This window comes from Halopenitus sp. POP-27 (assembly GCF_029889855.1).
In the GTDB taxonomy this organism is placed as follows: domain Archaea; phylum Halobacteriota; class Halobacteria; order Halobacteriales; family Haloferacaceae; genus Halopenitus; species Halopenitus malekzadehii.
The window spans coordinates 162,192-177,991 of record NZ_JARANU010000003.1; the positions used below are offsets into that span (position 1 = coordinate 162,192).

Annotated in this window: 11 protein-coding genes and 1 pseudogene; 4 read left to right on the forward strand and 8 right to left on the reverse strand. The window is 69.3% G+C overall.

What is annotated here, in order from left to right:
* Positions 1-127: 127 nt before the first annotated feature.
* Positions 128-2,143: a BCCT family transporter gene (locus tag OQF70_RS03510; protein ID WP_280535874.1), complete on the forward strand. Its 2,016-nt coding sequence runs from the start codon at positions 128-130 to the stop codon at positions 2,141-2,143.
* A 30-nt stretch (positions 2,144-2,173) separates the two neighbouring features.
* On the opposite strand, the gene OQF70_RS03515 is transcribed toward OQF70_RS03510, so the two are convergent.
* The 4 genes from OQF70_RS03515 to folP form a co-directional block, all read right to left on the reverse strand.
* Entirely contained in the window at positions 2,174-3,226 is a 1,053-nt protein-coding gene (locus OQF70_RS03515) for an electron transfer flavoprotein subunit alpha/FixB family protein (RefSeq protein ID WP_280535875.1), read from the reverse strand.
* Entirely contained in the window at positions 3,227-3,988 is a 762-nt protein-coding gene (locus OQF70_RS03520; protein ID WP_280535876.1) for an electron transfer flavoprotein subunit beta/FixA family protein, read from the reverse strand.
* 178 nt (positions 3,989-4,166) lie between these two features.
* Positions 4,167-6,779, reverse strand: a complete 2,613-nt coding sequence (locus OQF70_RS03525) for an FAD-dependent oxidoreductase (RefSeq protein ID WP_280535878.1) — start codon at positions 6,777-6,779, stop codon at positions 4,167-4,169.
* Positions 6,780-7,138: 359 nt separating this feature from the next.
* A complete protein-coding gene (gene folP, locus OQF70_RS03530; RefSeq protein ID WP_280535880.1) occupies positions 7,139-9,706 on the reverse strand; it encodes a dihydropteroate synthase in 2,568 nt (855 codons plus the stop codon).
* A gap of 289 nt (positions 9,707-9,995) precedes the next feature.
* Between folP and OQF70_RS03535 the strand changes: the two genes are divergently transcribed.
* Entirely contained in the window at positions 9,996-11,720 is a 1,725-nt protein-coding gene (locus OQF70_RS03535; RefSeq protein WP_280535881.1) for a formate--tetrahydrofolate ligase, read from the forward strand.
* Positions 11,721-11,755: 35 nt separating this feature from the next.
* Here the strand turns inward: OQF70_RS03535 and OQF70_RS03540 are convergent, their stop codons facing one another.
* The gene (locus tag OQF70_RS03540) at positions 11,756-12,067 is read right to left on the reverse strand and encodes a hypothetical protein (protein ID WP_280535882.1); all 312 of its coding nucleotides are present in this window, start codon (positions 12,065-12,067) and stop codon (positions 11,756-11,758) included.
* Positions 12,068-12,179: 112 nt separating this feature from the next.
* Positions 12,180-12,560, reverse strand: coding sequence for a Rid family detoxifying hydrolase (locus OQF70_RS03545; RefSeq protein WP_280535883.1), 381 nt, complete (start codon positions 12,558-12,560; stop codon positions 12,180-12,182).
* Between the two features lie 245 nt (positions 12,561-12,805).
* Here OQF70_RS03545 and OQF70_RS03550 point away from each other — a divergent pair, with 245 nt between their 5' ends.
* Both OQF70_RS03550 and OQF70_RS03555 read left to right on the forward strand, forming a co-directional pair.
* On the forward strand, positions 12,806-14,293 hold the full coding sequence (locus tag OQF70_RS03550) for a trimethylamine methyltransferase family protein (protein ID WP_280535885.1): 1,488 nt from the start codon (positions 12,806-12,808) through the stop codon (positions 14,291-14,293).
* Positions 14,294-14,411: 118 nt separating this feature from the next.
* Entirely contained in the window at positions 14,412-15,113 is a 702-nt protein-coding gene (locus OQF70_RS03555) for an ArsR family transcriptional regulator (protein ID WP_280535886.1), read from the forward strand.
* Between the two features lie 36 nt (positions 15,114-15,149).
* Here OQF70_RS03555 and OQF70_RS03560 read toward each other — a convergent pair whose 3' ends face one another.
* Both OQF70_RS03560 and OQF70_RS03565 read right to left on the reverse strand, forming a co-directional pair.
* Positions 15,150-15,617 carry a hypothetical protein gene (locus OQF70_RS03560; protein WP_280535887.1) on the reverse strand — a complete coding sequence of 156 codons (468 nt, stop codon included), beginning with the start codon at positions 15,615-15,617 and terminating at the stop codon, positions 15,150-15,152.
* A gap of 55 nt (positions 15,618-15,672) precedes the next feature.
* A pseudogene (locus tag OQF70_RS03565) lies at positions 15,673-15,800 on the reverse strand (IS6 family transposase); the annotation flags it as partial.

Genomic DNA, 15,800 nt, shown 5'->3' on the forward strand with positions numbered 1-15,800 from the left:
TCCCGTCACGGACGCCGCCCCCGCTGACCGGGTCCGACGATGTGCTCGGAATCGGCGATACGCTTCCAGCCACCGATACGCCCGGGATCGACGATACGCCTTTACCGCGGGGCGCGTACATCGTACTATGTCAACGAGGGACACACCCGTCGAGCGTGCCCTTCGCGCGATGCTGGTCCCCGTCTTCGTGCTCTCGGGGATCGTCGTCGTCTCCGGGTTCTTCTTTCCGTGGGTCGTCGGATCGGTGGTGTCCGGGCGGGGCTGGGTCGTCGTCGCGTTGGTCTTCTTCGGAACCGGTCTCTCCTGGCTCGCGCTGCTGCCGGCACGGGCGGCCGACGGTCCGGAAGCGGACGCCGCCGGCGCGCAGGACCCCACCGTGCGTCGGCTTCTGTACATCCGCCACGGCCGGTTCCGCCCGGTCTTCCTCCCGTTCGTCGAGCGACAGGACCGGATCGTCTTTTGGGTCCCGATCATCGGGACGCTCGCCTTCTTTCTGGCCTGGATCGGGGCCCCGAACGCGACCGGCGCGGCGGTCGAGGCCGTGACCGGGTTCGTGTTCACGGACCTGGCGTGGCTCTTTCTCGCGACGGTCCTTCTGTCCGTCCTGTTCTGTGCGGCTCTCGTCGTCGGACCCTGGGGGAGCGTTCGGCTCGGGGGCGCCGACGCCGAGCCCTCCTACACCTATCCGACGTACTTCGCGCTGTTTTTCGCCGCGGGGATCGCGGCCGGGATCGTCTTCTGGGGCCCCGCCGAGTCGCTGTTCCACTACCGGACGCCGCCGCCGTACTTCGACGCGGCGCCGCTGTCGGCCGCGGCCATCGACGGCGCGCTCGCGTACGCGCTGTTCCACTGGGGCGTTTCGGCCTGGAGCACCTACCTCGTGGTCGGGCTCCCGATCGCGTACTTCGTCCACGACCGGGGCGCGCCGCTGCGCGTCTCGACGGTTCTCGCGCCGTTCGTGGGGATCGACCGGCTCGACTCGTGGTGGGCCCGCGCCGTCGACGTCCTCGCCGTCTTCGCCACCGTCGGCGGCGTCGGCACGTCGATCGCGTTCGTCGGCCGACAGTTCCTGGTCGGGATCGAGTACCAGTGGGACGTCATCACGGGCGCGTTCGGGCCGATCGCGCTGGTCGTCGGGCTGACCGCGACCGCCGTGATCGCGGCCGCGACCGGCGTGCACCGCGGGATCCGTCGGCTCTCGGGAGTAACGATCGCCCTCTTTGCCGCGTTCGTTCTCGTGCTCCTGGCGGTGGGGCCCCGGTCGTTCGTGCTCGAACGGGGCGGCCGGGCGCTCGGGATCTACGTCGTCGAGTTCGTCCCACTGAGCCTGTTCCGGGACGGCGGCTGGGTCGTCGACTGGACGGTCTGGAACTGGGCGTGGTGGTTCTCGTGGGCCCCCTTCGCCGGCCTCTTCCTCGCGGCCGTCTCGCGGGGACGGACGGTCCGAACGGTCACCGTCACCGCGGTCGGCGCGACCGCGCTCGCCTCGATGACCTGGTTCCTCGTGATGGGCGGCACCACCCTCGCGCTCCAGCACGCCGGGCGCGCGAACGTCCTCAACGCCGTCGACGCCTACGGCGGCTCCGAGGCGGTCGCCGGGTTCCCGGTCCTCGCCGCGCTCCCGATGAGTCGGCTGCTGCTGTTGGCGTTCCTGGCGCTGATCGTCGTCTTCATCGCGACCTCGGCGGCCGTCTCCACGCTCGTCGTCTCGGTGCTTGCGACGAAGCGGGGGCACGCGCCCACGACCGGGAGCATCGTCCTGTGGGGGGTCATCCAGGGCGTCGTCGCCGCCGCGGTCCTCCTGCTCGGCAACGCCCAGGCGCTGCAGGACGTTGCGGTGCTGGCGGGCGCTCCCGTCGCGGTCCTCGCGATCGCCGCGATGGGCGGTCTGGCGGCGACCTTCCGCCGCGACGAGCGCGGCCACCGGTCGGCGATCGGCGAGCTTCGCCACGCGCTCGAGCGCCGGGAGATCGAGCTCGTCCCCGAACGTCCGGACCTACACGATATGGATCCGCCCGGCCCCTCCGGACGCGATCGATCGGAGCCCGCAAGCGCTGATGGAACTGATGGAACCGATGGTGAAACCGACGGCGTGGAGGACGAGGGTGTGGACGCGGAACGCGATCGGTCCGACCGCGGATGACGATCGGGACGGGGAACTCGACCACGCCGGTCACTGCGCGTCGCGGATCGCCTCGTTGAGCGCCGGCACGACCTCGTGGAGGTCGGCGATAACGGCGTATTCGGCCTTCTGGATGATCGCGGCCTCGGGGTCGGTGTTGATCGCGAGGATGGTGTCGGCCCCCTTGCAGCCGACCATGTGCTGCACCGCGCCGCTGATCCCGCAGGCGATGTAGAGGGTGGGCGAGATCTTCGCGCCGGTCTGGCCGACCTGGTCGTCGTGCGGGCGCCACCCCTCGTTGACGGCGGCGCGCGAGGCGCCGACCGCCCCGCCGAGGAGGTCGGCGAGCTCCTCGAGTTCGTCGTAGCCGTCGGGCCCCCCGACGCCGCGGCCGCCGCTCACGACGACCCGGGCCTCGCCCAGCGGGACGCCCTCCTCGTCGGACTCCTCGTAGCGGTCCACCTGCACGCGGAAGTGCGCGTCCGCGAGGTCGGGCGTGACCGCGTGGACGGACGGGTCGGCGGGGTCGGCAGCCGGCTCGAAGCCGACCTCGTGTTCGGCCGCGGTGAGCAGCTTCGGATCGCCGCCGAGGAGCGCCTCCTCGATGAGCGTGCCACCCCATCGCTGGCGGGTGAGCGCGTAGCTGCCGTCCGCGTCCGGGAGTTCGACCGCGTCGCTGCCGACGTCGGCGTCCGCGTCGACGGACTCGACGGCCAGACAGTTGGCCGCCATCGACTGCCCGCCGCCTGCGGCGACCCGGGAGAGAACCTCCTGGCCGCGGTCGCTGCCGGGCGCCACGACCGCGTCCGGATCGCGGTCCGCGACGACCGCCTCAACCCCCGCGGCGTACGCTTCGGGCGCGTAGGCGTCGAGCCGGTCGTGGGAGACGACGTGGACGTCGGTCACGCCGTATTCGCCGAGATCGTCGGCGAGGGCGTCGCCGACTCCTCCGCCGGCGTCGTCTTCGCCCGGGCCGGCCACGTCGAAGACGACCGCCTCGAGCGGTTCGTCGGTCCGCTCCGCAACGTCCCGCGCGAGCGTGACCGCCTCCAGCGAGGACTCGGCGGGGGCGCCGCCGTCGGCCTCGACGATCGCGAGGACCATCTACAGCACCTCCACGTCGTCCCGCAGCACCTCGAGCACGTCGTCGGCCGCGTCCGCACTCTCGCCGAGTATCTCCGCGGCGCCCTCGTCGTCGTCGGGCGATTCCAGCCGGACCATCTCGAGGCAGTCGGCGCCGGCGGGCTCGGGAGTCGCCGACGCGACCTCCTGCTTGCGGGCCCGCATCTTCGAGCGCATCGAGGGGTACCGCGGCTCGTTGAGCCCCTCCTTGACGGCGATCACCGCCGGGAGGTCGACCTCGTAAACCTCCTCGCCGCCCGCCACCTCGCGCTTGGCGATCGCGGTGCCGTCCTCGACGTCCAGCGACTTGATCCCGGCCACGAACGGGCGGTCGAGCCGGCTGGCCAGGTGGGTGCCGACCTGGTAGTTCGCGGCGTCGGCCGACTCGTTGCCGACCAGCAGGAGGTCGAAGTCGGTCTCCGCGTCGGCGACGTAGTCCGCGATCGCGGTCGCGGTGTCGACGGGACCCCACTCCCCGTCGCCGGTCTCGAGCAGGGTGGCCTCGTCGGCCCCCATCGCGAGGGCCGTCCGGAGCTGTTCATCGGCCGCCTCGGGGCCGAGGGTCAGGGCGGTCGCGGTCCCGTCGCGGTCCTCCGCGATCCGGACTGCCTCCTCGAGGGCGCACTCCTCGTGCGGGCTCATCGTGAACCCGAGGGTGCTCGTGTCGATCCCCCGCTGGTCGTCGGTCAGTACGATCTTCGCGCCGGTGTCCGGCACGCGCTTGACGCAGGCGAGTGTGTTCATGCGTGGTGGGTGTGATGGTGGTCGTGTGTGGTAGCCGTGGATGGTCGGCGGAGCGGTCGATCGAGGCGGGGTTCGGCCGGGGTGACCGCGTCCGGCCAGGGTACTGTGTCCGGCCGGGATGACTGTGTCCGGCCGGGATGACTGCGTCCGGCCGGACTGACCCGATCCCGCAGCTTCGCTAGCTCCGGATACGCTCGTTGTCGGGGTCGAACAGCGGCCGGCTGCCGGCGACCTCGACGGTGACCGGATACTGCTCCCCGAAGTACTCGACGGACAGCTGCTGTCCCTCCTCGGCGTACTCCGGCGGGAGGTACGCCATCAGTAGGTGCTTCCCGAGGCTCGGAGCGGTCCCGGCGCTCGTGACGTACGATTCGCGCCCCTCCTCGTCGACGATCACCTCGCCGTCGGGGTCGAGCACGGGCTCGTTGCCGAGCATGAACCGGCGCTCGCCCTCCTCGGAGAGGTGATCGTCGACCGAGAGGGTACACAGCGTCGCCGCGTTCTCCTCCTCGATCGCCTTCGCGTACGCCTCCTTGCCGATGAAGTCGGCGTCCTTGACGCCGTGGAAGGTCAGCCCGGCCTCGGCGGGGGTGTACTCGAGTTCCAGCTCGTGGCCGTAGAGGCGGTAGCCCTTCTCCATCCGGCCGGTGGTCCCGTAGACGCCCATCCCGACCGGGCGGACGTCGTACTCCTGGCCGGCCTCCCAGAGGGTGTCCCAGAGCCGGCCGCCCTGCTCGCTGGGGGCGTAGATCTCCCAGCCGCGCTCGCCGACGTAGGAGATGCGCAGCGCCCACGCGTCGACCTCGCCGATCGTGATCTCCCGGGCGGTGTAGGGCGGGAACGCCTCGTGGGACATGTCCTCCTCGGCCACCGAATCGACCAGGTTCCGGGCGTCCGGTCCCCAGACGCCGAGGGTACACAGCGAGGAGGTTTGATCGACGAGCTGGACCGATCCGTCCTCGGGCAGGTGGTCCCGGAACCAGGCCTTGTCGGCTCCACCCATTCCGCCGCCGGTGATGACGCGGTAGCGGTTCTCCCCGACCCGGACGATCGACAGGTCGGAGACGAAGCCGCCGTTCTCCGCGAGGACCGGCGTGTACACCGACTGCCCGACGTCGACGTCCATCCGGCCGACCGCCATCCGCTCGGCGAACTCGGTCGCGCCGGGGCCCACGAGGTCGAAGATGGTGAAGCCCATGTCCCCGACCATCGCCACCTTGTCGCGCATGTGCAGGTGCTCGGCGAGGATGATCGGCGACCACCACCGCGAGTCCCACTCGTTGGGACGGGTGAGTCCCGAGAGTTCCTCGTTGTATCGGGTCAGCAGGTCCCGGTTCGACTCGAACCACTGGGGGCGCTCCCAGCCGGCCGCCTCGAAGAAGTTGGCGTCGAGGTCCTCCTGGCGGTCGTGGAAGGGGCTCGTCCGGAGCGGGCGAGAGGACTGCCACTGCTCGGACGGGTGGACGATCCCGTAGATCTTCTGGAACCCCTCGTGTGCCCGGTTCTTCACGAACTCGCGAGAGGTGCCGTACTCGTAGAACCGGTTGACGTCGGACCCGTGGATGTCGATGTCGGTCCAGCCGCGGGTCATCCGCTGGGCCATCGCCTCGCCGATCGCCGGTGCCTCCTTGATCCAGATCGCCGCCGCGGACCAGAGCCCGTCGACGTCCTGTAACTCCCCGAGCAGCGGCGCCCCGTCGGGGGTCTGTGAGAGCAGGCCGTCGATCTCGTGGCGCACACCGGCCTCGGGGTCGTCGAGCAGCTCGGGAACGATCTCGAGCGCGTCCGCCATCGACTGCTCGAAGGCGTCGTCGGTGAGCGGGGGCTGGGTCGGCGACAGCGGCGACTCCTCGATCGACGGCACGTCCTCGACGTCCCAGAGGATCGGCCGGTGCTGGTAGGAGCCGACCTCGAGGTCGTTGCCGTGCTGGCGCTCGTACATCTGGGTGTCCATGTCGCGGACGACCGGGAAGGAGATCTCCCCCTCATAATCCTCGAAGAAGGAGATCGGTCCGACGCTCACCATCTGGTGGACCGCGGGCGTCAGCGGGATCTCGACGCCGGCCATCTTCGCGAGCTTCGGGCTCCAGAGCCCGGCGGCGATGACGACCTCGTCGGCCTCGATCGTCCCGCGGTCGGTCTCGACCGCCGTGATCTCCCCGCCCTCGACGTGGAGGTCGAGGACCTCGGTGTTCGGCGAGAGATGGAGCCCGCCGTCGCCGCTGCGTTCCGCGGCGGGGACCACGTCCTCGTCAGGATCGAGGTCGCCGGCGTCGGCCGGGTCGACTTCGCCGGCCGCGATCGCGTCGGCCCGTGCCCGCATCACCTCGCCGGCCCGAAGCGGATCACACGTCCCCGCACCGGGGCTGTAGAAGCCGGCCTTGATGAGATCGGTGTTGACGTACGGCACCATATCCTCGATCTCCTCGGGCGTGAGCAGCTCCCCCGGCTCGCCCCAGGACTTCGCCGACTGGACGCGGCGTTTCAGCTCCTCGACGCGCTCGTCGGTGCGAGCGACCTCGATCCCGCCGCTGTTGGTGAACGTGTCGAAGTCCTTGTACTGCTCGATGCTTCGTCGAGTGAGGTGGGTCATCTCCTTGGAGTGCTCGACGGGCATCAGGAAGTTCGACGCGTGGCCCGTCGATCCGCCGGGGTCCGGCAGCGGCCCCTTGTCGATGAGGACGATGTCCTCCCGACCGTACCTGGCGAGATGATACGACAGGCTGTTCCCGACGATCCCGGCGCCGAGGATGACCGTCTCCGCGCTCCCGGGCAGGTCGCTCTCGCTCATCGACGCTCACCCGTCCGGATCGTCGATCGGTGGGTCGTCGACCGATATCGATGGGTCGACCGGTATCGATGGGTCGTCGATCGACGGATCGATCCCGCGTCGAGGTCTATGTCATTGGCTGTCGATGTCATACTCGTTCGAGGATCGATCCCCGGACGACATTAAAAGACCGCCTCCTTCGGGATCGGTCCCGCGATCGCCGGCATCGACCACACAATCCATCACTTTTCGTATATTTCGTGTTTCCGGTTCATCCGTCTCGTCTTTCCATGTCGGATGTATCCCGTCACGTCGGACGTGTCGCATCACTTCGGACGCGTCACGTCGGACGTGCCGCGTGTCGGCGATCCGATCGCCGATCACGAGCCGTCGATCGATGCCGCGGTGGCCACGGCAGCCCCGACCGCCGCGACGTTCTCGGCGACGTCGTGGACCCGCACCAGGTCGGCACCCCGTTCGGCGGCCAGGGCCGTCGCCGACACCGTCGCCGCGAGACGGTCGGGAGCATCCCCGTCACCGGCCGTCTCCGAGCCGGCTCTCGACCCCACTCCGTCGAACATCGACTTGTGGGAGTGGCCGACGAGCACGGAGGTATTCAGCGCCCGGAACTCCCCGATCCGGTCGAGCAGTTGGAAGCTCTCGCTCGGGCGCTTCCCGAACCCGAGGCCGGGATCGACGATCACGTTCCCGCGGTCGATTCCCGCCCGTTCGGCGAGCAGGAGGCGTTCGCGGAGGTCGTCGAACACCTCGTCGACGACGTCGTCGTAGGGATATCGCTCCGCGGGATCGACCGGCGCCGAGAGGCTGTGCATCACGACGACCGGACAGCCGGCCTCGGCGACGACCGCCCGCATCCGGGCGTCGGCCAACCCGGTGACGTCGTTCACCACGTCCGCGCCCGCTTCGAGGGCCGCGCGGGCGACCGACGGTTTCCGGGTGTCGACCGACACCGCGACGTCGAGATCGGCGAGGCGCTCGATCACCGGGACGACGCGGTCGCGCTCGATCGCCGCGGAAACGGGGTCTGCGCCGGGACGCGTGGACTCACCGCCGACGTCGAGGACGTCCGCCCCGGCCGCGACCAGTTCGCGGCCGCGTTCGACCGCCGCGGGAACGCGCCGATACTCGCCGCCGTCGTGGAAGGAGTCCGGCGTGACGTTGAGGATCCCCATCACTGCCGTGCCGTCGGCATCGGTGCCCGCGTCCGATCGCGTTGACGCGATCGACGATCCATCGTCACCGACTGTCCCGTTTCGATCGCGATCCACCGCGGTCGAGATCTCCGACGCGAGCCGGCGGTCCGCGGGGGAGGACTCGCGAAGCCGGGTCAGAAGCGCGTCGAACCGGGCTCGCGTTCCCGAGAGCACGACTTCGACGTGTCGGTCCGGTGCGTCGAGGCCGGAGACGACGCCGGTTCCGCCGAGGTCGTCCATCGCGTCGACCAGGTCGCGTGCCGTCCCCAGCCGGACGTGGACGCGAACCGTCACGCCGGAGAACCGGTCGACGTGACGCTCGCGAGCCGACTTCGGGACGTTCGCGCTTCGCATCACCGACCGAGCGCGGGTGGGAGTGTCGGCGCGCACGACGCGTGGCGCACGCGTCCACCGATCGCGGGCCTCCGCGACGACGTACAGCGATCCCGTGATCAGCACGCAGTCATCCGAGTCGGCCTCCGCAAGCGCGCGCTCGACCGCGTCGAGGACCGACTCGTGGCGTTCTACGGCAGTGAGCGCGCTCGCCGCGCGATCGGTCCCGGCCGCCTGCTCGAGGGCTGCCTCGAGCGTTTCGACGTCGGCGGCGCGCTCGACCGCGGGCGCAGTCAGGTGGACCCGGTCGGCGTGGGGCAGCGACCGACCCATTCCGACGTGGTCCTTCTCGCGCACCGCGCCGAGGACGAGGTGGAGGTCGTCGTAGTCGAATCGGTCGAGAGTGTCGGCAACCGTCGCGCAGGCGGCGGGGTTGTGCGCCCCGTCCAGCACCACGAGCGGCTCGGCGGAACACACCTCGAAGCGGCCCGGGACGGTCGTGTTCCGGATCCCCGCGACGACGTTCGCCGCGGTCGGCTCGACGTCGGCAAGCGCCGGTTCGCGGCCGAGTTGGACCGCGAGGGTCGCGGCAATTCCGGCGTTGACCGCTTGATGGGCGCCGATCAGTCGTGTTCTCGGTTGCACGTCGAGATCCGGTCCCTCGATCGAGACGACGGACGCGGGCGGGCGGCGGTCGGACGTCGCCGTCTCGGTCACGCGAACGTCGGCTGCCTCCGCGTCCGTCCCGGCGCCCCGGCCGACGGTCACGACGTCGGTTTCCTCGCGGATCGCGGCGAGAGCGTCCCCGGTCGCACCGGTGACCAGCGGTACGTCGGCGGGCGCGACCTGCGCGAGGTCGCGGGCGATCGTCGGCAGGTCTTCGCCCAGCACGTCGGTGTGCTCGTGGCTCACGGACGTGACCGCTGCCGCGACCGGGTCGACGACGCTCGTGGCGTCGTAGCGCCCGCCGATGCCGACCTCGAGCACCGCGACGTCGACCTCACGCCGGGCGAAATGCCACAGAGCGAGCCCGGTGAACGCCTCGAAGAACGTCGGCTCGGTGCCGTCCGGTGCGGCCGCGACCGCGTCCGCCCACTTGTCGGCGACGAATCGGGCGATCTCCCGCTCCGGGATCCGTCGCCCGTTCACCCGGATCCGGTCCCGGAGGTCGTTCAGGTCGGGTGAGGTGTACAGCCCGACGTCGGCGCCAGCCTCCCGGAGAACGCGGGCCAGGACGCGCGCGGTGCTGCCCTTGCCGTTCGAGCCGGCGACCTGCACGGCCGGGACCGCCGTTTGGGGGTCGCCGAGTCGCGCCAGCAGGGAGGCGGTCGCATCCGTCCCCAGGTCGGGGCGAAGATGCGGCAGTTCCTCCAGGGCGGCGACCGCCTCGTGGTACTCCATACGGGAGCGGTCCGTGCGGTCGCCAGTAAAGACTCCGCCGCGCGGCCGTTCCACCGAGCCGGAGCACAACGTGTCAGTTATATGGTTTGTGTGGCTTCGATTCGGTCGTCGTACGGAACGATCGGGGACGGATCATCGGGGTGACGTCACGTATGGATCCGATCGAGCCGGAATCGGTGCGTTTCGAACGCGCCGGTAACTATGACTGCTGATATTTCTGATATGTATGGGAAGTTCTGATACGTATGGGAAGTATTGATAACGCGGACGCCGGAACGATTCGAACACGATGGCACCTGACACGGACGCCGAGGACGACGCGTCGTTTCCGACCGACTACGAGATCGCCGACGCGGCCGAGACCGAACACATCGCCGACGTCGTCGAACCGTTCGGGCTCGACCGGGAGGATCTCGAGCTCCACGGGGAGGACAAAGCGAAGGTACGCCTTGACGCGATCGAGGAGACCGTCGCCGAGCACGACGCGGACGGCAAGCTCGTGCTCGTCACCGGTATGACGCCGACGCCGCTCGGGGAGGGCAAGACCGTCACGACGGTCGGGCTCGGACAGGCCTTCAACCGGATCGGCACGGACGCGCTGGTGGCGATCCGCGAGCCCTCGCTCGGACCGGTCTTCGGCGTCAAGGGCGGCGCCGCCGGCGGCGGGTACTCGCAGGTGCTCCCGATGGAGGACATCAACCTCCACTTCACCGGCGACCTCCACGCGCTCACGGCCGCACACAACCTCATCTCGACGATGCTTGACAACCACATCAAGCAGGGCAACGAGCTCGACGTCGCGGTCAACTGGGTCAACTGGCCGCGTGCGATGGACATGAACGACCGCGTCCTGCGCGAGACGGTGATCGGCCTCGGCGGCGACGTGACCGGCGTCCCCCGCGAGGACGGGTTCATCCTCACGGCCGCCTCGGAGCTGATGGCCGTGTTGTGTCTGGCCGACAGCCTCGCGGACCTCAAGGAGCGCGTGGCCCGGATCATCGTCGCCTACGACGGCGACGGCGACCCGATCACCGTCGACGACATCGACGCCACGGGGGCGGTCACGATCCTCCTCAAGGACGCGATCAAGCCGAACGTCGTCCAGACGATCGAGGGAACGCCCGCGTTCGTTCACGGCGGCCCCTTCGCCAACATCGCCCACGGCACCAACTCCCTGATGGCCGACCGACTCGCCTCGCACCTCTCGGAGTACCTCGTGACCGAGGCGGGCTTCGGGTCCGACCTCGGCGCCGAGAAGTTCATGAACATCGTCTGCCGGTTCGGCGACATGGAGCCGGACGCGGTCACCCTCGTGGCCTCCGTCCGGGCGCTGAAGTATCACGGACAGGATATGTGGCCGCCCGAACTCGACGAGCTCGAGGACGAGGACGTCGCGGCGGTCGAGCGCGGCTTCGAGAACCTCGACAAACACGTTCGGAACCTCCAGCAGTTCGGCGTCCCGGTCGTCGTGGCGATAAACCGGTTCCCCGGCGACACCGACGCCGAGGTACAGGCGGTGATCGACCACTGCGAGGAGGATCTGGGGGTCCGCGTCTCGGAGTCGACCGTCTTCAGCGACGGCGGCGCGGGCGGGGAGGACCTCGCCGAGAAGCTCGTGGACGCGGCCGAGTCGGACTCCGAGTTCGAGTACCTCTATGAGGCCGATGTCCCGATCACGGAGAAGATCGAGACCATCGCCACGGAGATCTACGGTGCCGACGGCGTGGAGTACCACGGTGACGCCGAGGAGGACATCGAACGACTCACCGACCTCGGGTTCGACGACATGCCGGTCTGTATGTCCAAGACGTTCCACTCGCTCAGCGACGACCCGAGCCGCAAGGGTGCGCCCGAGGACTGGACCCTGGAGGTGACGGAGGTCTATCCGTCGACCGGCGCCGGGTTCCTCGTCGTGCTCACCGGCGACGTCCTCACGCTGCCCGGCCTGCCGGCCGAGCCCGCGGCCGCCGGCATGGACATCGACGAGGACGGCACGATCTCGGGGCTGTTCTGAGCCAGGCGGCCGCGACCGGGCGATCGTCTCCCGCGTCAGTCCGAATCCGAACGGTTCGGGTCGTCGGCGGTCTCGAGCGCGTCCTCGAGCTCCGCGACCGTTCCCTCGAGCGACTCGACCCGGTTCCGGAGGGTCTCGTTCTCGCGGGCGAGGCGCGTGAGCGCGTCGTCGATCCGCGCCAGTTCGTCGGTGATCTCGATGAAGGCGAAGCCGGCACCGAGCCCGATGAGCAGGCCGATGACGCCCGCCGAGAGGAAACCGGCGGCCGCGGCGACGAGGAGAACGACCGCGTCGATCACGTCCTGACCGTCGATCGGAACCCCGATCAGGGGGAGGGCGAGGGACATAGCGCGTTGGCCTCCATCGCGCACTCCCTTAAAAACCGTGTCGAGTGGGTTCCGCTCCGCTCGTCGTTGCCCCCTCGCTGACGACGGTCACCCGACGATCGTCGTCGCGCGATCAGCTCGCGTCGGCGACGACCTCGATCTCCAGGGCTGCTCCCTTCGGAACGGCACCGACCTCGACCGCGCTTCGGGCCGGTGGCTCCTCCTCGAAGTGGGCGCCGTAAGTCTCGTTCATCTCCTCGAAGTCGTCGATGTCGCCGAGGTAGATCGTCGTCTTGAGCACGTCCTCGAGGCCGAGTCCCTCGGACTCGAGGATCGCCTCGACGTTGGCGAGACAGCGCTCGGTCTGGACCGAGACCGGCTCGTCGTCCAACAGCTCGCCATCCGACGTCAGGGGGAGCTGGCCGGCCGTGAACAGGAGGTCGCCGTTCGTCGTCGCCTGGCTATACGCGCCGACCGCGGCGGCGGCGTCGTCGGTGCTGACGAGTCGCTTCATACGCTCCCGGATCGAACCTCCCGGTGCAAATACGTACCGTTCGCTCGCCGCGAGCCCGCCCCACGCTCGATGGAAATCCACAACCTATCAATATGTTATTATTTCGTTGAACGACGGTTTTCAACGTTCGATTCGACGGAGGATGGACAAATATCGACGGACTGCAACGTGTTCGTCTGGGATTTCGGAGCGAACCGACGCGATGGCGTAAACCCTTATAAGTCGCTGTTGAAAACACGTTGACAGTGTCGAGTTTCCACAACGGGCCGTCGTCCGGGATGTCGATCGACCCGTTCGGCGAGGCGGGGATCGAGGCCGTTCACGAGGCGTCGATCCGCGTCCTCGAGGAGCTCGGCATCCAACTGGACCACGAGCGGGCCCGTGCGATGCTGCGCGACCACGGGGCCGCGGTCACCGCGGACGACGTCGTCCGGATCCCGCGGGATCTCGTGGCCGAGGCGGTCGAGCAAGCGCCGGCATCGTTCACGCTCCACGCCCGGAACCCGGACCACGACGTCGTCGTGGGCGGCGAGGGACCGCCGGTCCGGGCTCCGAGCTACGGTCCCGCGACGATCCACACGGCGGCCGACGGGCGACGCGACGCCCGCCTCGCCGACTACGAACGGCTCACGCGGCTCGCGCAGGCGACCGACGTCATCACCTGTGCGGGGTATCACCTCTGTCAACCCGCCGACGTCGACCGCAGCGATCGCCACCTCGCGATGCTCGAGCGGTCGCTGACGCTGTCGGACAAGCCCGTTCTCGGGCCGACGTACGGCGCCGAGCGTGCCCGCGAGGGGCTCGAACTCGTGGGGATCGCGACCGACGATCCGGACCTGTCGCGACCGGTGGTCGCCGGGCTGATCAACACGGTGCCGCCGCGACGCATCGGGACGGATATGCTCGCGGGGTTGTTGGCCTACGCGGACCGTCGACAGCCGCTCGTGGTCTCCTCGTTCACGATGGCCGGTGCCTCCGGCCCGCCGACGCTGGCGGCCGCGATGGCGCAGGCGAACGCGGAGAACCTCGCGGCGATCACGCTGGCGCAGCTGGTGGCACCGGGAACGCCGGTCGTCTACGGCGTTCCGTCGGCGGTCGTCGACGACCGGTACGGATCGCTGTCGATCGGCGGCCCCGAGTCCGCGCTGTTCGCCGCCTTTGCCGGCCGGATGGCGGCCCGTTACGGGCTGCCCTCCCGCGGCGGCGGAAGCCTCTCGGACGCCAAGCGGGTCGGCCACCAGAGCGGCTTCGAGTCGACCCTCGTCGGCGCCGCAACCGCGCTCGGCGGGGTCGACTTCGTCCTCAACGCGGCGGGCATCCTCGAGTCCTACTCGGCCGTCTCCCCGGAGAAGTTCGTCCTCGATTGCGAGACGATCCGGGCGATCGACCGGCTTCGAGAGGGGATCAGAGTCGACGCGGAGACGCTCTCGCTCGACCGGCTCGCCGCGGTCGAGCCCGGGGGACACTTCCTTGAGGACCTCGAGCCCGAGTCGGCGGCGAATCCGCGATTTCATCGGTCCGCCGTCGTCGACAAGCGGTCCCACGAGGCGTGGGCCGACGACGGGGCGCGGACGGCGTTCGAGTCCGCGACCGATCGGGTCCGGACGCTGCAGGAGTCCTACGACCGGCCCCCGATGAACGAGGAAATCGCCCGCGACGTGGCGGCGTACGTCGACGACCGGACGGATCTGGAGCCGATCGCGGCGACCGACGGCGAGCGAACGGAACGGTGACCGATGGCGAACCAACAGAACGGTAACCGACGGCGAGCGGACGAGACGGTAACCGGCTGATCGACGATCCGGATTCCGATGCGTGTGCTTATATACGACGATCACTAACCTCACGTCAATGGACTCCGCGGTGTTGCTCGATCTCCTCGGCAACGAGAACCGTCGACGCATCCTCCGCCTGCTTTCGAAGAAGTCCTGTTACGTGACGGAGATCTCCGAATATCTGGGCGTCAGCCCGAAGGCCGTGATCGACCACCTCCGGAAGCTGGAGGAGGCCGGCCTCATCGAGTCGACGACCGACGAGAAACGCCGCAAGTACTTCCACATCTCCCGCAGCCTCCGGCTCGAGGTCAACGTCTCACCGTACGGGTTCGGCGCCAAGAGCGCCTATCCGGCGAGCCCCGGGCTGGACATGTCGGGCCGGTGTCCCCACCTCTCGATCGAGATCGATCCCACGGAGCCGGCGGCGTCGGAGGACGGAGCGACGGATCCCACGACCATCGAGGAGTCGGCCGACTTGGCCGACCTCGCGATGGAATACGACCGGCTTCGGGATCTCGACCGGGAACTCTCGCTGGCACAACGATGGGTTCACGGCCGGATCGAGGCCGTTCTCTCGCGGATCGACGACCGGTTCGGTCTCGATGCCGACAGCCAGTTCTACGTCGAGGTCATCGCTGCGGTGATCGAGACCGACGGGACGCCGGAGGCGGTCGCTTCCGAGGTCGGGACCTCGACGGACGTGATCGACGACGTCCTCTCCCGGCTCCACGGCGCCGGGCTGCTCTCGCGTGACGGCGATCGGTTCTCGGTTCGGTGATCGCTCCGTCCGGTGCTCACTCCGTCCGGTGATCGATCACGCGCCGATATCGCGTGTGAGTCCGTCGCGGAGATCGCGGCCGAAGTAGTACCCGCCGATCGACAGGACTGCGCCGAGAACCGCACCGAATCCGGCCACGCCGACGCCGTACTCCCCCAGAAATCGGACCCCGACCGGGAGAAACCCGACGGTGAGGAGCCCGAGAAGGGCCGTGGCCGCGCCGATGAGGAGCCCAGCCAGCCCCGTCTCCAGGTACCGTCGGTCGGCGAGGACCGCGCCGAGCAGGAACGCCGTGCCGGCGATCCCGACCGCCCGGCCCAGCGTCCCGCCGACGATCGGAACCATCCCTCCGAGGAACCCGCCGACCGCAAGGGCGAGCGCGGCGACCGCGAAGGCACGCACGCCGAACAGCCGGCCGCGCATTCCGATCCGGGACCGGCCGCCCGCCGTCCCCCGTTCGTCGGTGCCCTCGGCTGGCGGATCGACGTCGATGGAGGTATCCATACGTCCGGTTCGGCCGGTATCGTCTTGGCTCTTGTGCCGGGCGAGCGGGTAGTGTTCAGATAAGCTGATTCCATGCGAAGGCGAACGATCTGAGCCACTCGTTTGCTGTTTCTGCGTCGGCGTTGCTGAAACAGTTTGAGAAACTGGTAGTTCTGCGTTTTACCTCACGAAAGACACGTTCAA